The organism is Agrobacterium larrymoorei (assembly GCF_005145045.1).
Lineage (GTDB): Bacteria > Pseudomonadota > Alphaproteobacteria > Rhizobiales > Rhizobiaceae > Agrobacterium > Agrobacterium larrymoorei.
Genome location: NZ_CP039691.1, coordinates 2,697,551 through 2,713,272, shown reverse-complemented (window position 1 = coordinate 2,713,272; position 15,722 = coordinate 2,697,551). Strand labels below are relative to the sequence as shown.

Genomic DNA, 15,722 nt, shown 5'->3' with positions numbered 1-15,722 from the left:
TCGGGCCGTTAGGGGTGGCTTACGAAAGCAAGAAGGGAAATGCTCGCGCAAGCTTCGTCATCTAGTTTGGTATCGGGACCATAAGGTCTCGGACTTATTGAATGACGGTCGGGACAGAATGAATCTGTTAAATCAAATCCCTCAGATTTTTAAAAATTTCGCGGCTTTAGGCCAGACGCGGCTTTTGGTGCTGGGTGGTGTGGGCGTTTTGTCCATGGCGATCATTCTCGCCGCCGCTCTCTACGTCAACAAGCCAGCTTACGAAACACTTTACGTCGGCCTCGAAACGATGGATCTGAACAAGATCAGCATCGCGCTCGCCGAATCGAACATGGATTTTCAGGTCGGAACGGATGGAACGAGTATCCAGGTTCCGGTAGGGATGACGAGCAAGGCAAGACTTCTTCTGGCCGAGCGCGGTCTGCCTGACAGCGCCAATGCAGGTTACGAACTGTTCGACCATGTGGGCTCTCTGGGCCTCACTTCGTTTATGCAGGAAGTGACGCGTGTTCGCGCGCTTGAGGGCGAAATCGGACGCTCCATTCAGCAGATCGATGGTGTGGCCGCAGCACGCGTGCACATCGTCATGCCGGATGTGGGCAACTTCCGCCGCGGCGAACAGAAGCCGACGGCCTCCGTCATGATCCGCGCAAGCGCTTCCGCCGGTCGCAAGGCCGCAGCTTCCATTCGCCACCTCGTTGCTTCCGCCGTACCCGGGCTGGAGGTGGACGACGTGACACTTCTCGATTCCACCGGCCAGCTGCTCGCTTCGGGTGATGAGGTCGGCAACGGCGCGATGAACCGCTCGCTGACGCTGGCGCAGAATGTTCAGCAGGAACTGGAAACCAAGATCGACAAGGCGCTTGCGCCTTTCCTCGGTATGGACAACTTCCGCTCCAGCGTAACGGCTGAACTGAATACGGACAGCCAGCAAATTCAGGAAACGGTCTACGATCCCGAATCGCGTGTAGAACGCTCCGTTCGCACGACGAAGGAAGACCAGAAATCTCAGGAAACGACGCCGGATTCTGCTGCGACCGTGGAGCAGAACGTTCCGCAGGCAGCGCCGCAAAGTGGCGGCGGCGGACCGAAGTCTTCCGACGAATCGGCCAAGAAGGAAGAGCAGACCAACTACGAAATCAACTCGAAGACGACGGCGACCGTTCGCAACGGCTACACCATCGACAAGATTTCCGTTGCAGTCGTGGTCAACAAGGGTCGCCTTGCCAAGATGATCGGCGAACCTGCCGATCAGGCCAAGATCGACGCCTACCTTGCCGAAATGCAGAAGATCGTGACCTCGGCAGCCGGTACATCGTCCCAGCGCGGCGATATCGTAACCATCACCGCCATGGACTTCCTCGAAACGCAGCTGCTTGACGAGGCTGTGGCTGGACCGGGCTTCGGTGAAGTGCTGAGCCGCAATTCCGCAGGCATCATCAACTCCCTCGCTTTCGTCGCTGTTGCCTTCCTCGTCGTCTGGTTCGCAGTCCGCCCGGTTGTCCGCACCATGTCCGGTGGCGCCGCTGGCTCCACTGCGGAACTTGGTCAGGAATCCGCAGGCCTCGAACTGCCGGACTTCTCCCCAGCCATGGGTGGCGTCGGCGGTGGCGGTGGCCTCATGGACGGCTTCGGCGCGGACTTCGGCTTCGACAGCACCGACGATCTTCTGTCGGGCGACTCGGGCGAGGGCGACTTCAACCGCCGCGTTCGCGAAGGGCCGGAACGCCGTCTCTCCCGCATGGTGGAAATCAGCGAAGAACGCGCCGCCAAGATTCTGCGCAAATGGGCAGTCGAAAAAGCAGCATAAAGACAAAAGGCCGGATTATTCCGGCCTTTTTTGTTTCTTCTAAAATTCGGGCTTTGGATCATTCCGCAACATGGTTTACTATTTGTTCATCAAGGTGCCAAATTAACCTGCGTAAGTTCAGAAAGATGACTGTGCGAGGACGAGAACGTGAATATGGTTCTTGTTGCGTAGTGGGAGACGAAAAGAGTGGATACCGCGTTTCAAAGCGATGGTATTTCCCTCACCGTCTCCTAAAATGTAATGATTCGGTCACCAGGGGTGTCAGTCGTTTCGGCGATCGTCCTTCTCTGTATGGAAATGAATTCCATCCCGGTTAAGCATCTCCGCAAGGGGAACAAGAGGGCGTAGGCTATTGAAAGTGGATGTCGATGTTCGCAGGCTGTCGGCTACGCCAGTTGAAACGGTGGTGAGACCTTTGCCTCGCGATCAACTCATTCGAAGAATTTCTGCCACGGCTGCGGACGGAAACGTTACAGCTGCGCTGGAGCATTTGACCTCCTATGCAGGCGCCTCGCATTATCTGCTGGCACGCGAAGACCTGCTGCAGGAAGCAAGCCTCAATTTCATCGTTACATCCGACTGGCCGTTCGATCTGGTGCGAAAGCTTGCCAACGAACTGACCAGCGCGCAGAGCCGCTCCAGCGAGATGGAAAAGTGCCTGACGCTGTTGAAACCAAGGCTGATGTATCTGCCAGACGATGCATTGGTGCCAGTGGGCATAGACCGCCAATACTGGGCGCTCACCTTCTGCGTGGGGCGCATTCGTTTTTCGCTGCTTCTAATGTTTGCCGAAGGGGCTTTGCCTGCTGAAGAGCGCCTTCAGGAAGCCGCTATGCTGGCGGGTTATTTCGCAAGCTTCGGCATCGTCGCGGAAGCGCGCACCGAGCGTGATATCGAATTGACGGAGCGCGAGCTCGAATGCCTGTTCTGGATTGCCGAAGGCAAGACGAGCGATGAAATGGCCATGATTCTTGGCATCTCGCGAAACACGATCAATAACTACATCACCAGCGTCATGCGCAAGACGGCAACCAAGACCCGGTCGGAGGCTATTGCCTACGCGGTTCGCAACAATCTGGTTTGAGGAGCGCATCATGGGCTTTATCAAGGATATGGACAGCGAAGCGACCGGGCACCAGTCCCACGCAAAGCTCATCCCTTCCGTCACGCGCTCCGATCTCTTCCCGAAGCTGATTGCGATGCAGCGAAGCCTGGGAGCGAAGAACTTCGTTGTCTTCCGGGCCATCGCGGCGGGCTTTCCCAACAAGAGAAAACTTTCCTGCGAACTCGAAAACTGGGGCATGAACGCCAGCGAGCAGAGCACGAGGCTGGTGCAGGCCCTTGGCGACCGCCTTCTCGATCATCTGGAACGGTCTCTTCTTCCCGTCGCCTGGAAAAACGAGAATGATTCGGGTTTTGCCGATCTTCCCGATGTTCCATCTCTGCTGCTGCGCGTCGATAATGACGTGCTGGCCTATTCGGGTATCGCTTTTCCGGTCAGGCTCGGAACCATTGGCAACGGTTATATCATTTTCTGCGGCGGCAACCTGTTGCTCGACAATGAATTGATGCTCGAGCAGCATATAAAATGTAGCCAGATCATGGTCGACCTGCTCGCGTTGGACGAGCGCCGGGTTGCGCCGTCGGAAGCGCTCAGTGAGCGCGAGGTGGCCTGCCTTCAATTGGCGGGAGACGGCCGCATCAGCGAAGAAATTGCCACCAAGCTTGGCCTTTCTGTGCACACGGTCAATGCCTATCTCGGCTCCGCCACGATAAAGCTGGACTCCGTCAACCGCATCCAGGCCATCGCAAAAGCCATTCGGCTTGGATATATTCACTGAGCAAATAGTTCAGAAAAATATCTGTAACATATTATTAGTGATACTTTTTCGCCGAGGCCTTGCTCTGCCTAGCAATCAGTAGGTTTTTACTTCATCCCAAGAAAACACTGATTTTATAGGCTTATCAGCACTTGATAAGCATCAAGCGGCAGTGAAAAGCCCAATTAAATCCAGCATTTAAAGTTGTACCGGATTCCCCGAATTTTAACACTTTTGCTTCAGATTGCAAAAATCAATAAATCTCGGGGATATGGTATGGTGAGTTTTTTTTCGAGATCCATCGTGGTTCAGATGGTGTGTCTGACCATTGGTCTCATCTTCCTGGGCATCGTTGCCGTAGGCACCTCGACGTATGTCCGGTTGAAGGAAGACGTGATGCAGAGCGCGCTGCTGGATACGCAAAGAGCGGTCCGCACGATGGCGATTCTGTATGAAATGAAGGTGGGCGGCGCGACCGTTTCCATGCAGGACGGTGAATTGAAGTCCGTGAGCCGGCCAAGCGTCGGTACGCTGCTCGATTTCGATCTGGTGGATCGCACGGGTACGGCCAATGGCGGCGTTGCAACCGTATTTGCCACGCAAGGCACGGATTACGTCCGTATTTCTACCAACGTGAAGAACGAAAAGGGCGAGCGCGCTGTCGGCACCAAGCTGGCACTCGATAGCCCGGCCTATCCGAAAATGGCCAAGGGCGAAGCCTATTTCGGCGAAGCCAAGCTGTTCGGCAAGAATTTCATGACGGGCTATATGCCGGTCCTTTCCAAGAATGGCACGACGGTCGGTATTCTCTTCGTCGGCGTTCCGATGGAAGTGTATCAGGGACACATCAACGGCCTGCGCGATATCGTTGCGCTCTGTGGCCTCGGCGTCATGCTGGTTTTCGGCTTCCTCGGCTACTACGTCATCAAGCGCGGCCTTCGCCCTCTGGGCATCCTGACCTCCGCGGTCAAGTCGCTTTCCGAAGGTAAGCTGGAAACGGACATTCCATACACAACGCGCCAGAACGAGTTCGGCAACATTGCCCGCGCACTGGAAGTGTTCCGTGAAAATGCGCGCGAAAAGCTGCGCATCGAAGGCCAGAGCGCTGAAGAGCGTGCGGAAGCGGAAGCTGAGCGTGGCCGTAACGATGCTGAAAAGCGCGAAACGGACCGTCAGATCGAGTTTGCCGTCAATCAGCTTGCAGGCGGCCTTGCACGTCTTTCCAGCGGCGACCTGACGCAGACCATCGACACGCCGTTCTCCGGTCGTCTCGAGCAGCTGCGCACGGACTTCAACGGTTCGCTGGCAAACCTGAAGGACGTTCTGAACCAGATTCGTGAAAGAACCGTGGTCATTCAGCACAACGGCATGGAGATGCGCGAATCGTCCAACGACCTGTCCCGCCGGACAGAATCGCAGGCGGCTTCGCTTGAGCAGACAGCTGCTGCGGTCGAGGAAATCACTGTTACCGTGAAGTCTTCGGCTGAACGTGCCCGCGAAGCCAACCAGGCCGTTCGTGTGACGCAGCAGAGCGCCGATAGCTCCGGCTCCGTCGTCAAGAACGCCGTGGATGCCATGGGTCGTATCGAAGATGCGTCGAAGAAGATCGAACAGATCATCGAGGTTATCGATGATATCGCCTTCCAGACCAACCTTCTTGCGCTCAATGCCGGTATCGAAGCGGCGCGTGCAGGCGAGGCAGGTAAGGGCTTTGCGGTCGTGGCACAGGAAGTTCGCGAACTTGCCCAGCGTTCTGCCGATGCGGCACGCGAGATCAAGACGCTGATCAACCAGTCCACGCAGGAAGTGAATTCCGGTTCGCTGCTGGTTCAGGAAGCCGGTCAGGTTCTCTCCAACATCAGCCAGCAGATCGTCACCGTCAGCAAGCACGTCGAAACCATCGCAACGGCAACGCAGGACCAGTCTTCCGCGCTGCAAGAGGTCAACAGCTCCGTCAACCAGATGGACCAGATGACCCAGCAGAATGCCGCCATGGCCGAAGAGTCCAGCGCTGCAAGCCAGATGCTGGCAGACGAAGTCGAGGCTCTGCTCGGTCTCGTTCAGCGCTTCCGCATGGACAATGGACATGCCACGCAGCAGACGCGCTACAGCCGCGCTGCCTGATATAGGCCAGATACTTTCAAAACGAGAGCCGCCCTACCGATGGGCGGCTCTTTTCATTTGTGAAACCGACACTATTCGGCGGCTGCGCGACGAATATTGAAAACCTGCGTCATATAGGCCCGCAGTGCTGCCGGGCGAACCGGCTTGTGCTGCACGCCGATGCCATGCTTCTCAGCTTCCGCCCGCACCTCTGGCGTGCGATCCGCGGTAATGAGAAGTGCTGGTATTTGCGACTTATAAGCTTCTCGCAGATGCAGAATGACATCGATACCGGTGCCATCGCCAAGATGATAATCCGCGATGATCATGTCAGGCGCAGCGCTTGCAGCGGAACCGGCCTCGGCAAGAGAGGCAGCCTGTGAGACCTGACAACCCCAACCGGACATGAGCAGCGTCATGCCCTCCAGAATCTTCGGCTCATTGTCGATGCAGAGGACGCGAAACCCGTTAAGCTGTGTTCGTTCGGGCGCTACAGTTCCGCGTTCGGCAAGCTTGCTGCTGCGCGCATGAATGGTCTCGCGCGGCAATTGCACGGTGAAGGACGTTCCTTTGCCCGGAACGGAGGAAAGGTGAACCGGGTGATGCAGGATGCGCGAGAGGCGGTCCACGATGGAAAGACCGAGCCCGAGACCCGCCGCAGCCTTCATCCCCTCATCCAGACGCGCAAATTCCTTGAAGATGGTCCGGAACTTGGAGGAGGGGATGCCGATCCCCGAATCCATCACCTGAATGACGACATCCTTGCCGCGCCGCCGCGCGCCGATCAGCACCTTGCCGGACACGGTATATTTGATGGCGTTGGAAACGAGGTTCTGGATCAGCCGCCGCAACAGATTGATGTCTGAGCGCACCATGAGTGAGGTGGGCATGACGACGAGCTTCAGGTTCTTCTCGCGCGCCATGGGCGCAAAGTCGGTTTCGATGCGCTTCAGCAATTCATTCAGCGGAACAGGCGCCACACGCGGCTTCATGGAGCCGGTATCGAGCCGTGAAATATCGAGAACGGCGCCGAGGATGGTTTCGACCGATTCGAGAGCCGAATCGATATTCTGCACCAGATTGCTGTTGTCCGACGGCCCGATCCGCTCCACCAGGGCGGAAGAATAAAGCCGTGCGGCATTCAGAGGCTGGAGAATATCGTGACCAGCCGCGGCGAAGAAGCGGGTCTTGCCGATATTGGCCTGATCCGCTGCTGCCCGCGCTTCCGCCAGTTCGTGGTTGACCCGCATCAACTCGCCGGTGCGTTCCGCCACACGCTGCTCCAGCGTCTCATTGGCCTGTTTCAGCGCCTGATCGCTCGCCACGCGCTGGGTGATATCGGTAAAGGTCGCGACGACGCCCTTATCCGGCATCCCATTGGAGCGCACCTCGATGATGCGCGCGCCGCCCGCAAGCACAAGCGAGAAGGGCCTGTCCATGGTGAGAAACTGGTTGATGCTATGCGCCTGATCGCCCGAGGCAATATCCCCGCGCTCCTCCAGCATCGTTACAATTTCACTCAAGGGCAGACCGACGCGACCGAAATGTTCGGGCAAATCCAGAAGCGTGCGGAAGCGCCTGTTCCAGATCGTCAGCTGTTGCGAACTGTCGAAAACGGCGATGCCCTGGTCCATCTGCGCCAGCGCCGTCTGCAACATGTCCTGATTATATTGCAGTGCCTCGCTCGCCTGATCAAGCAGCCAGGCCGTATCGGCGCTGGTGTCTTCGGCTTTCTGCAATATCAGGGAAAGCACCAGCCGCGCTGAGGAAGAACCGATGGCGCTTCCCAGAAGCTGTTCGGAAAAATGGATCAGCGCCATATCCGCAGGCTGTTCGTCCCCGAGCGTTCGTCCTGCGGATTTTTCATAAGCGGAGAGGGAGCGCAGCATCCGCTCCTCGCCGAGATAGCGTGCCACCGCGCTCTTCAGATCGCCGACGCTGACCCGGGTCTTCCAGCCGCGGGTGGCGAATTGCGATCTGGAATGACGCTTCACGAAGATGCCGGACTGGATGCGTTCAACGGGTTTAGGATTGCGGGACAGAGAGCCAAGGACGAAGGCAAGGCAGTTTATGAGCAGGCTCAGCGTCACGGCATTGACCAGCGGATCGGCTCCCGGCGCGCTGAACACCTCCGATCCCGGAAAGACGAAGCTGAGCACGGTTGCCGCGACATGAGAATAATCGGGGCCGCCGAGGCTTGGCAGGAACAGCAGATAGGCCCAGACGATGAAGCCGGAGGTCAGCCCCGCAATGGCGCCCCGCGCATTGGCACGTCGCCAAATGAGGCCGCCAAAGAGGGCAGGGGCCATCTGCGCGATGGCGGCAAAGGCAAGCAGGCCGATGGAGGCGAGGCCGGATGTGCTGTCTGCCGCGCGATAATAGCAATAGCCCAGCAGCAGAACGACGAAGATGGCAGTTCGGCGGATGTTGAGCAGCGTCTTGGCGAAATCATCGCTATGGGGTGAGCGGGTGAGAAGCTTCTGCCGCAGAAAGATCGGCATCAATATGTCGTTGGACACCATGATCGAAAGCGCCACGGACGCGACGATGACCATGGCCGTGGCCGCGGAAAAGCCGCCGATGAAGGTGATGAGCGACACGACCGGCATGTCGTTGAACAATGGCAATTGCAGCACATAGAGATCGGCATCGCCATTGCCGCCGATGTTGAGCAGACCCGCAACGGCAATGGGCAGCACGAAGAGATTGATGGCGATGAGATAGAGCGGCAGGAGAAAGCCCGCCATGCGCAATTCCTTCGGCGTCCGGTTCTCCACCACGGTAACGTGGAATTGCCGGGGCAGAAGAATGATCGCAAATGCGGAGAGAAGCGTCAGAACGATCCAGCGACTGATGGGCGTGTGGTAGGACACCGCGTCCATGACCTGCGCATTCTCGGATGCAAGCTGCCACAGCTGCGAAGGGCCGTCGAACAGAAAGAAGATGACATAGACGCCTGCGGTACAGATCGCGAGCAGCTTGACGACCGATTCCATCGAGATAGCGAGGATCAGCCCATCCTGATGCTCGGTGGCATCGGTATGGCGTGTGCCGAACATGACGGCGAAGCCAGCCATGACGACAGTGACGATCAAGGGCAGATCGAGAAAATAGAGATTGCCGCTGCCAATTCCGTAGTCGCGCGGATCGACCATGGCAGCAACGGAGCTGGAAACGGCCTTCAATTGCAGGGCGATATAGGGAATTGCACCCACCAGCGCGATGACGGAAACGATGGTCGCGACCGTTGGGTTCTTGCCATAGCGCGCGGCGATAAAATCCGCGACGGAGGTCAGCTTCTCCGCCTTGGCCAGCTCCACGATGCGGCGGATGATCGGCATGCCCAGCGTGAAGGCGAGGATGGGGCCGGTATAGATGCCGAGGAATTCCAGCCCGCGCTCGGAGGCAAGCCCGACACCGCCGAAATAAGTCCATGACGTGCAATAGATCGCAAGGCTGAGTGAATAGACGATGGGCCTGCCCCTGTTGGGCGCCGTTTTGCGACGGCCTTTACGGTCGCCATAACTCGCTACTGCAAAGAGCAGGAGAATATAGGCGAAAGCCGAAACAAATATGATCCACCCAGGAAGCACTCCGGTTCCCCCTCAACCTGATGCATAACCATATGACAGATTGGGAAAAATGAGAATTGGGCGCACATTGGCATAAAGTTCAATGCGCCCCGGAACCGAACAATTCCGTTGTGCGTCATATATCTGCATATTCGCAAATAAGTGATATGTTCAGTGCGCTGGCAGACTCAGGGTCAGCAAGGAAGAGGGCTTCAAAGAGGGACGTCTTTATGCTCAACGAATTCAAAACATTCATCGCGCGCGGTAACGTCATGGACCTTGCCGTGGGCGTCATCATCGGCGCGGCCTTCAGCAAGATCGTCGATTCGGTGGTCAACGATCTGATCATGCCGATCGTCGGCGCCATTTTCGGTGGCTTCGATTTCTCCAACTACTTCATCCCGCTCAGCTCCAGCGTCACGGCACCGTCACTTGCCGCAGCGCGTGCGCAGGGTGCGGTGTTTGCCTATGGTAACTTCATCACCATCGTCATCAACTTCCTCATCCTCGCTTGGATCATCTTCCTGATGGTCAAGGGCGTGAACAGGATCCGCGCCTCGGTAGAGCGTGAGAAGGTTGAAGAGAAGAAGGCACCGGCTCCACCGCCGGAGGACGTAAAGCTGTTGACGGAAATCCGCGATCTGCTGAAGACACGCTGATCCATAAGCAAAATCCGTGGTTCCTTCACGGAATATCATGCACAGCTTACGCATCATGAGATAAGAAGGCACTCGAACGGAGTGCCTTTTTAATGTCGATCCTGAACAGTCTCAGCAGCCGCTCGCTGGCGGCCCCTGAAAGCGGTATTGTCGAAGTCAAGAAATACGCCCATGCCCGCGCCAACCTTCTGCCCCTTTGGGTGGGCGAAGGTGATCTCCCAACCCCGGACTTCATTGCGAAAGCCGCCGCCGATGCGCTAACTTCGGGTGAGACCTTCTACACCTGGCAGCGCGGCATCCCCGAGCTCCGCGATGCGCTTGGCCGCTACTACCAACGCCACTTTGGCAAAAGCCTGTCCCCGGACCATTTCTATGTCACGGGCTCAGGCATGCAGGCCATCGTGCTGGCCGTTCAGGCGCTGACTTCGCCGGGCGACGAGATGATCTACCTCACGCCCACCTGGCCGAATATCGTCGCCGCCATCGGCGTTGCGGGTGCAAAGGCCGTTCCGGTCGGTATCGATTTCACCAATGGCAAATGGGATATCGATATCGCCAAGCTGGAACAGGCGATCACGCCAAAAACCAAGGCGCTCTTCATCAACACACCTTCCAACCCAACGGGCTGGACGGCGACCGAAGACAATCTTCGCGATATTCTGGCGCTCGCCCGAAAGCACGGCCTGTGGATCATCGCGGATGAAATCTACGCGCTCTATTATTATGCCGGGGCTCGCGCACCATCTTTCCTCGACATCATGGAAGAGGGCGACAGGATCGTCTTTGCCAACTCTTTTTCCAAGAACTGGTCGATGACCGGCTGGCGCGTCGGCTGGCTGGTTGCACCGCCGGAGATCGGGCAGGTGATCGAGAACCTGATCCAGTATTCCACATCCGGCGTCGCGCAGTTCATGCAGCGCGGCGCAATCGCTGCGCTCGATCATGGCGATGATTTCGTGGCGCAGAATTTTGCGCGCGCCGCACAGTCCCGCGATATTCTCTGCGATGCCTTGATCGCCACCAATCGCGTCGAGACGCTGAAACCGGATGGTGCGCTCTATGCCTTCCTGAAGATCGATGGCGTTACCGACACCCGCGCAGCCGCCTTCGACATCGTCGACAAGGTCGGTGTCGGTCTCGCGCCCGGTCGCGCTTTCGGTGCAGGCGGAGAGCTTTTCCTGCGCGCATGCTTCCTGCGCAACCCGCAGCAGATTGCCGACGCAGCCGAAAGACTGTCGGATTATATTCTGGGCAAAGCGGCCTGAAGGTCAGTTTCTTCGGGCATTGCCATGGGTAAAGAAGGCGCACGAAATGTCGTGCGCCTTTTCTTTTGAGACATCCTCATCGTCCAGATCGATAAACGATTTGGGCTCAGCGTCTCGAAATGTAGCTACGGGACGCGCCGTCATGCGGTCTGTAGCATAGTTCTGGTTTGGAAATGCAGCGAAGCTGCGAGGAGGGGGTCAGTGCGTCGCGTTCATCGCAGACGTATCGACTTTCTTGTAGAATTTCGCATTTCGCAGGCTGTCTGCCAGAAATGCGGTATTCTCGTTCGGATCGTTCGAAGGGTTCTGGAAGTTGATGTAATTGATATTCACACCAGCATGATCCTTGCCCAGCATCAGCTGCGCGTAGATCGTCACACCCTTCGGCTTGATCTCAAGGTCCAGCGTGATCGATGGGTACGTGTCCCAGTCGAGCGTGTAGTCTCCCCCAATGCCGAAATAGACAGTGCCCGGATGGAAGTAGAGTTCCGCCGCCGAATCAACGAGATCCGACAGGCTGTTGTAATATTCAAACTTTAACAGAGATATCAGGTCAGCCGCGTCAATCAGGCGAAGCTCAGCCGCTACGGGGCTGATTGCACGTGCAAGTATCTCTTCTCTTTCAGCCGAATATGGGCATTTTTTCATATTGATCAGTTTACCCGTCTTTTGTTTTGGCGCGCGGCGTAAACCTTGTGAATGAGTTCCGCAACGGCCTTATAAAATACTGACGGGATGACACTATCCACCGAGACTTGCGCAAACATGGAGCGTGCAAGCGGAGGGTCCTCAAAAATGGGGATATTGTTTTCTCTGGCTATTTCCCTGATGCGAAGCGCAATGAGATCCTGGCCCTTGGCGACTACCACGGGCGCATCGCTTTCTTCGCGAACATAGCGAAGGGCAACGGCATAGTGGGTCGGGTTCGTAATCACGAGCGTCGCGCGCGGCACGCCGTCCATCATGCGGCGACGGGCGCGGTCGCGCGCAATGGAGCGCTGGCGGGCCTTGACCATCGGGTCGCCCTGGGACTGCTTGTGCTCGTCCTTGATTTCCTGCTTGGACATTTTCAGTTCGCTGTGCCAGCGATAATTCGTCCAGAAATAGTCGCCGACGGCAAGAATCCCGGTCGCGAAGAGAATCACCATCATCATCTTCTTCAGCAGTTCATAACCGGTCGGCATAATGAGTTGCGGATCGGAAATCAGTGCTGTCAGAAGCTTGTAGTAGTCATTCTTGAGCACCATCACCATGATGATGGCGACGACGACGACCTTGAACAGCGATTTTCCGAAATTCACCAGACCGTTGACGCTGTAGATACGCTTGAAGCCCCCGACCGGCGATATCCGCTCGAACTTCGGGGTAATACGATCGCCAACGAATTGCGGAAGGTTCTGCGCGAAGGACTGGCCGAGACCGAAGACGATGAACAGGATCGCCGCCGGAAGCAGAAGCGCGCTGATTTCCTTTGCCAGATGAAGACCGAGCGAAATGAGATCGCTTGCATTATTGAGATGCCATTGCTCGGGCCGCTCGAGAATATCAGCCAGCGTTTCGCTGAGGCGCCTGACCCCGTCCGGTGCGAAGAAAACAAGAAAAAGATAGAATGCGAGGGAGGACGCGAAGAGAGAGGCTTCGGTGGACGCAGGGATGTTGCCCTTTTCTATCGCGTCGCGAAGTTTTTTCTCTGTTGGTTCTTCTGTTTTACTGTCCTTGTCATCGTCTGCCAAGGCAATATCCCTTCAATCGAAAAGGCCCGCCATTGGCTGGCAGGCCATCGATGAGAAGGTACAGGCCGGAACGGAACCCGGCAAGATATAAGGTCTTTGCTCCCGGCTTTATCAACCGGGAACAGATCATGCCGCTGCGGGCTGACCGCCTTCCGGCACTTCCTTGAGCAGGATCTGGCCGGAATTGGCCAGACGAATGGCTTCCTGAGCAACGGCGCGGCGGGCCATGGCCACTTCGCGGGTGTTGATCGAGGCCGCTGGCACTGCAAGATCGGACTCGATCATGCGGCGCTGGCGCGGGCTGATGCTGGACAGCACGCATTCCTTGATTTCCGCCGTGGCGCCGCGAAGCGCCATGGTGAGGATATCTGCCGAAACGTCGTTGAGCAGCATGAGGCGGCTGCGCTGCGGCATGTACATGAGGTCTTCGAAGAGGAAGATCTTCGGCTTGACCTTGTTGGCGGCTTCCTTGCTGAGCGTTTCCAGCGAGCTGAGAAGCGTGTCGACCTGTGGCTTGTCCAGCTCGTTCATGAGGTCTGCGACCTTCGCCGAACCGGCTGCATTGCGTTCCGCTTCGATTTCCGCGATCAGCGCCATGACGCGCTTTTCGATGATCTGCGTTGCGGTGGGGCTGACTTCCTTCATGTTGACGGTACGGTTCATGATGTCCGCACGCTGCTCGTCCGGGATCGTTAGAAGAACCTTGGCGCCGAAGGACGAAGGAAGCATGGAGAGGATATAGGCAATGGTCTGCGGATGCTCGCGCATCAGGAACTTGCCGATGAACTGGGGATCTGCATCCTGAAGCTGGTCCCAGATGGAGGTCTCGTAGGCCTGGAAGGTTGCGCGGCGACCAAGAAGGCCGTCCACCTCTTCAGGGGTCAGGCCTTCTTCGAGAATGGCTTCGATGGCCTTGGCATTATCCATAAGGCCGGTGCCCTCCGTGAAGAGGTCTTCGAATTCCGCAACGATCTGGGCAAGCTCATCCGGTGGGATGACGCGAAGTGTCTGGGCCGAATTGATGATCAACTGCAATTCGGCCTGCGTGAAAAACTTCAACAGCTTTCCAGCCACGCCTTTGCCCATCGCCAGCAGTACCGCGGCGGCCTTGTCAGCCTGAGACAACGGTTTCCCTAAAACCGGGTTACCGAAATCCTCAAAGTCCATCATGGTCTTTTCTCCGTCCCCACAGGGATTAGGCCTTCTTGGTACTTAGCACTTCAATAAGCTTTACACCAAAACGAGTATCGTCATTTTCAAGTACGGTGATTTCGCCGCGCGCAATACAGCGGCCATTCACCATGATTTCCACTGGCTCGCCAATTCTGCGGTCCAGCGCAATTGTTGCTCCCTCTTCCAGACCCATCAGACCAGACACCAGCATACGGCTGGTTCCCAGAACGATCTGGACATCGATAGGGATGTCCATGATGAGGTCCATGTTTTCCGCCAGACCGCTGCCAAGCGGCGGTGCGGAAAAGGATGAGGCCGCAGGGGCCGCACCGAAGTCGTCCATCCCGAAGCCGCCGGTATCGCCACCGAAGGCATCCAGACCGCCGCCTGCCGGTTCTGCATCGGTCGTGCCGAAGTCACCGAAATCGCCGAAGCTGGAGAGAGAACCCTCAGCGTCGCTTTTCAGCACATCCCGCAGACCACCGATAGCTTGATCCAGCTCGCCCGGGTCGTTGAGCGAGGCCATCAGATCGTCGTCGGGTACAGGTGTCTTTTTCGTAGCCATGCGATAATTATTCCCTTTGAAACTTGCGTCAGCCTGCCCAAAACCCTAAGTGGTATCGGCGAGTTTTAACCCATCAAATGTCTTAGAATTTCGTCATCCGTCGTGACGTTGTTTTTGACCCGGACCGTGTAACGGTCACCGGCGCGCCCAAACTCGCAATTATACATTTTTGCTCCGTTTGCGCTGACTTCGACGCAGATATCATCCTGCTTCGCGTCCCGGAAAGGAATGACGTCTCCTTCCACGAGGCGTGAGATTGTTTTGAGCGTGAGCGTCTGAAGCCTGATCTTGGCCTCAAGCGTTACCTGGGAACGCTTCACCTGCTCGGAAATCATCTCCATCCACTCTTCCTGCTTCTTCAAAGCCTGTGCCGATGGCTTCGGTGCAACGATGGTGGTTTTCAGCAGCGTGCGCTGCGGGATGATCAAAGCGAACTCTGAAGCAACCTTGCCGATTTCGATTTTCACCCGGATCAGCATGCCGAACTGGCCGAACATGGCCTCTTCGAAGGCGCTCTTTCCGGTTGCATTGAAGGGAGGCTCGATGGTCGCCTCGAAGCCGCCCGGCGCGTTGACGGCAGAGCGAAGCACGCCGCCAACCCGACCAAGCACCAATGCTGCAAGATCGAGTTCGATCTGCGACAGCTGTCTCGATTCCGGTTCCGTAATCGTGTCGGGTGCCGCACCCAGCATGCGCTCCATCAGCGCCATGATGAAGCCGTTGCCGATACCCAGCATGAAATTGCTGCACCAGTTGCGCAGCGAACAATCCGCAACGGCGAAGTCGCGGTTGAGCTTCTGGATCAGATCGGTCATCAACCCCGATTCGCAACCGGCATATTCCACATCGATGGAAATGCCGGTCTCGCTGTGGAAGATATCCGGCAGGAAGGCGCTGTAGAGCTGGCCGATATCCGTGCCGATCTTGCCGATGGTCTTGCTGTCGCCCAGCCCGCCGGTAAGCTTGGCGAGCAGCGAGGATTCCATCGCAACTGGGATTGTCTGTTCAGCAGCATTCGCCAT

12 protein-coding genes are annotated in these 15,722 nt (G+C 57.0%); 6 read left to right on the top strand and 6 right to left on the bottom strand.

The window, feature by feature from the left end; translation table 11 throughout:
* Window positions 1-118: 118 nt before the first annotated feature.
* The 4 genes from fliF (at window position 119) to CFBP5473_RS13155 (ending at window position 5,754) form a co-directional block, all read left to right on the top strand.
* The gene (gene fliF / locus CFBP5473_RS13170; RefSeq protein WP_027673744.1) at window positions 119-1,810 is read left to right on the top strand and encodes a flagellar basal-body MS-ring/collar protein FliF; all 1,692 of its coding nucleotides are present in this window, start codon (window positions 119-121) and stop codon (window positions 1,808-1,810) included.
* Window positions 1,811-2,162: 352 nt separating this feature from the next.
* The gene (gene visN / locus CFBP5473_RS13165; protein ID WP_027673745.1) at window positions 2,163-2,894 is read left to right on the top strand and encodes a transcriptional regulator VisN; all 732 of its coding nucleotides are present in this window, start codon (window positions 2,163-2,165) and stop codon (window positions 2,892-2,894) included.
* Between the two features lie 28 nt (window positions 2,895-2,922).
* A complete protein-coding gene (gene visR / locus CFBP5473_RS13160; RefSeq protein ID WP_051441153.1) occupies window positions 2,923-3,651 on the top strand; it encodes a transcriptional regulator VisR in 729 nt (242 codons plus the stop codon).
* Between the two features lie 255 nt (window positions 3,652-3,906).
* Complete coding sequence (locus CFBP5473_RS13155; protein ID WP_027673747.1) at window positions 3,907-5,754, top strand: methyl-accepting chemotaxis protein; 1,848 nt, start codon at window positions 3,907-3,909, stop codon at window positions 5,752-5,754.
* A gap of 71 nt (window positions 5,755-5,825) precedes the next feature.
* Here the strand turns inward: CFBP5473_RS13155 and CFBP5473_RS13150 are convergent, their stop codons facing one another.
* Window positions 5,826-9,326, bottom strand: a complete 3,501-nt coding sequence (locus CFBP5473_RS13150) for a PAS domain-containing hybrid sensor histidine kinase/response regulator (RefSeq protein WP_027673748.1) — start codon at window positions 9,324-9,326, stop codon at window positions 5,826-5,828.
* A 209-nt stretch (window positions 9,327-9,535) separates the two neighbouring features.
* On the opposite strand from CFBP5473_RS13150, the gene mscL reads away from it, so the two are divergent.
* Both mscL and CFBP5473_RS13140 read left to right on the top strand, forming a co-directional pair.
* Window positions 9,536-9,964: a large conductance mechanosensitive channel protein MscL gene (gene mscL, locus CFBP5473_RS13145; protein WP_027673749.1), complete on the top strand. Its 429-nt coding sequence runs from the start codon at window positions 9,536-9,538 to the stop codon at window positions 9,962-9,964.
* Between the two features lie 92 nt (window positions 9,965-10,056).
* A complete protein-coding gene (locus tag CFBP5473_RS13140; RefSeq protein ID WP_027673750.1) occupies window positions 10,057-11,229 on the top strand; it encodes a pyridoxal phosphate-dependent aminotransferase in 1,173 nt (390 codons plus the stop codon).
* Window positions 11,230-11,427: 198 nt separating this feature from the next.
* On the opposite strand, the gene CFBP5473_RS13135 is transcribed toward CFBP5473_RS13140, so the two are convergent.
* The 5 genes from CFBP5473_RS13135 to CFBP5473_RS13115 all read right to left on the bottom strand — a co-directional run bounded on the left by CFBP5473_RS13135 (window position 11,428) and on the right by CFBP5473_RS13115 (window position 15,722).
* Entirely contained in the window at window positions 11,428-11,877 is a 450-nt protein-coding gene (locus CFBP5473_RS13135; RefSeq protein ID WP_027673751.1) for a hypothetical protein, read from the bottom strand.
* Window positions 11,878-11,882: 5 nt separating this feature from the next.
* On the bottom strand, window positions 11,883-12,962 hold the full coding sequence (gene flhB / locus CFBP5473_RS13130; protein WP_027673752.1) for a flagellar biosynthesis protein FlhB: 1,080 nt from the start codon (window positions 12,960-12,962) through the stop codon (window positions 11,883-11,885).
* Between the two features lie 126 nt (window positions 12,963-13,088).
* A complete protein-coding gene (gene fliG, locus CFBP5473_RS13125; protein ID WP_027673753.1) occupies window positions 13,089-14,132 on the bottom strand; it encodes a flagellar motor switch protein FliG in 1,044 nt (347 codons plus the stop codon).
* Between the two features lie 25 nt (window positions 14,133-14,157).
* A complete protein-coding gene (gene fliN, locus CFBP5473_RS13120; protein ID WP_027673754.1) occupies window positions 14,158-14,700 on the bottom strand; it encodes a flagellar motor switch protein FliN in 543 nt (180 codons plus the stop codon).
* 65 nt (window positions 14,701-14,765) lie between these two features.
* Complete coding sequence (locus CFBP5473_RS13115) at window positions 14,766-15,722, bottom strand: FliM/FliN family flagellar motor switch protein (protein ID WP_027673755.1); 957 nt, start codon at window positions 15,720-15,722, stop codon at window positions 14,766-14,768.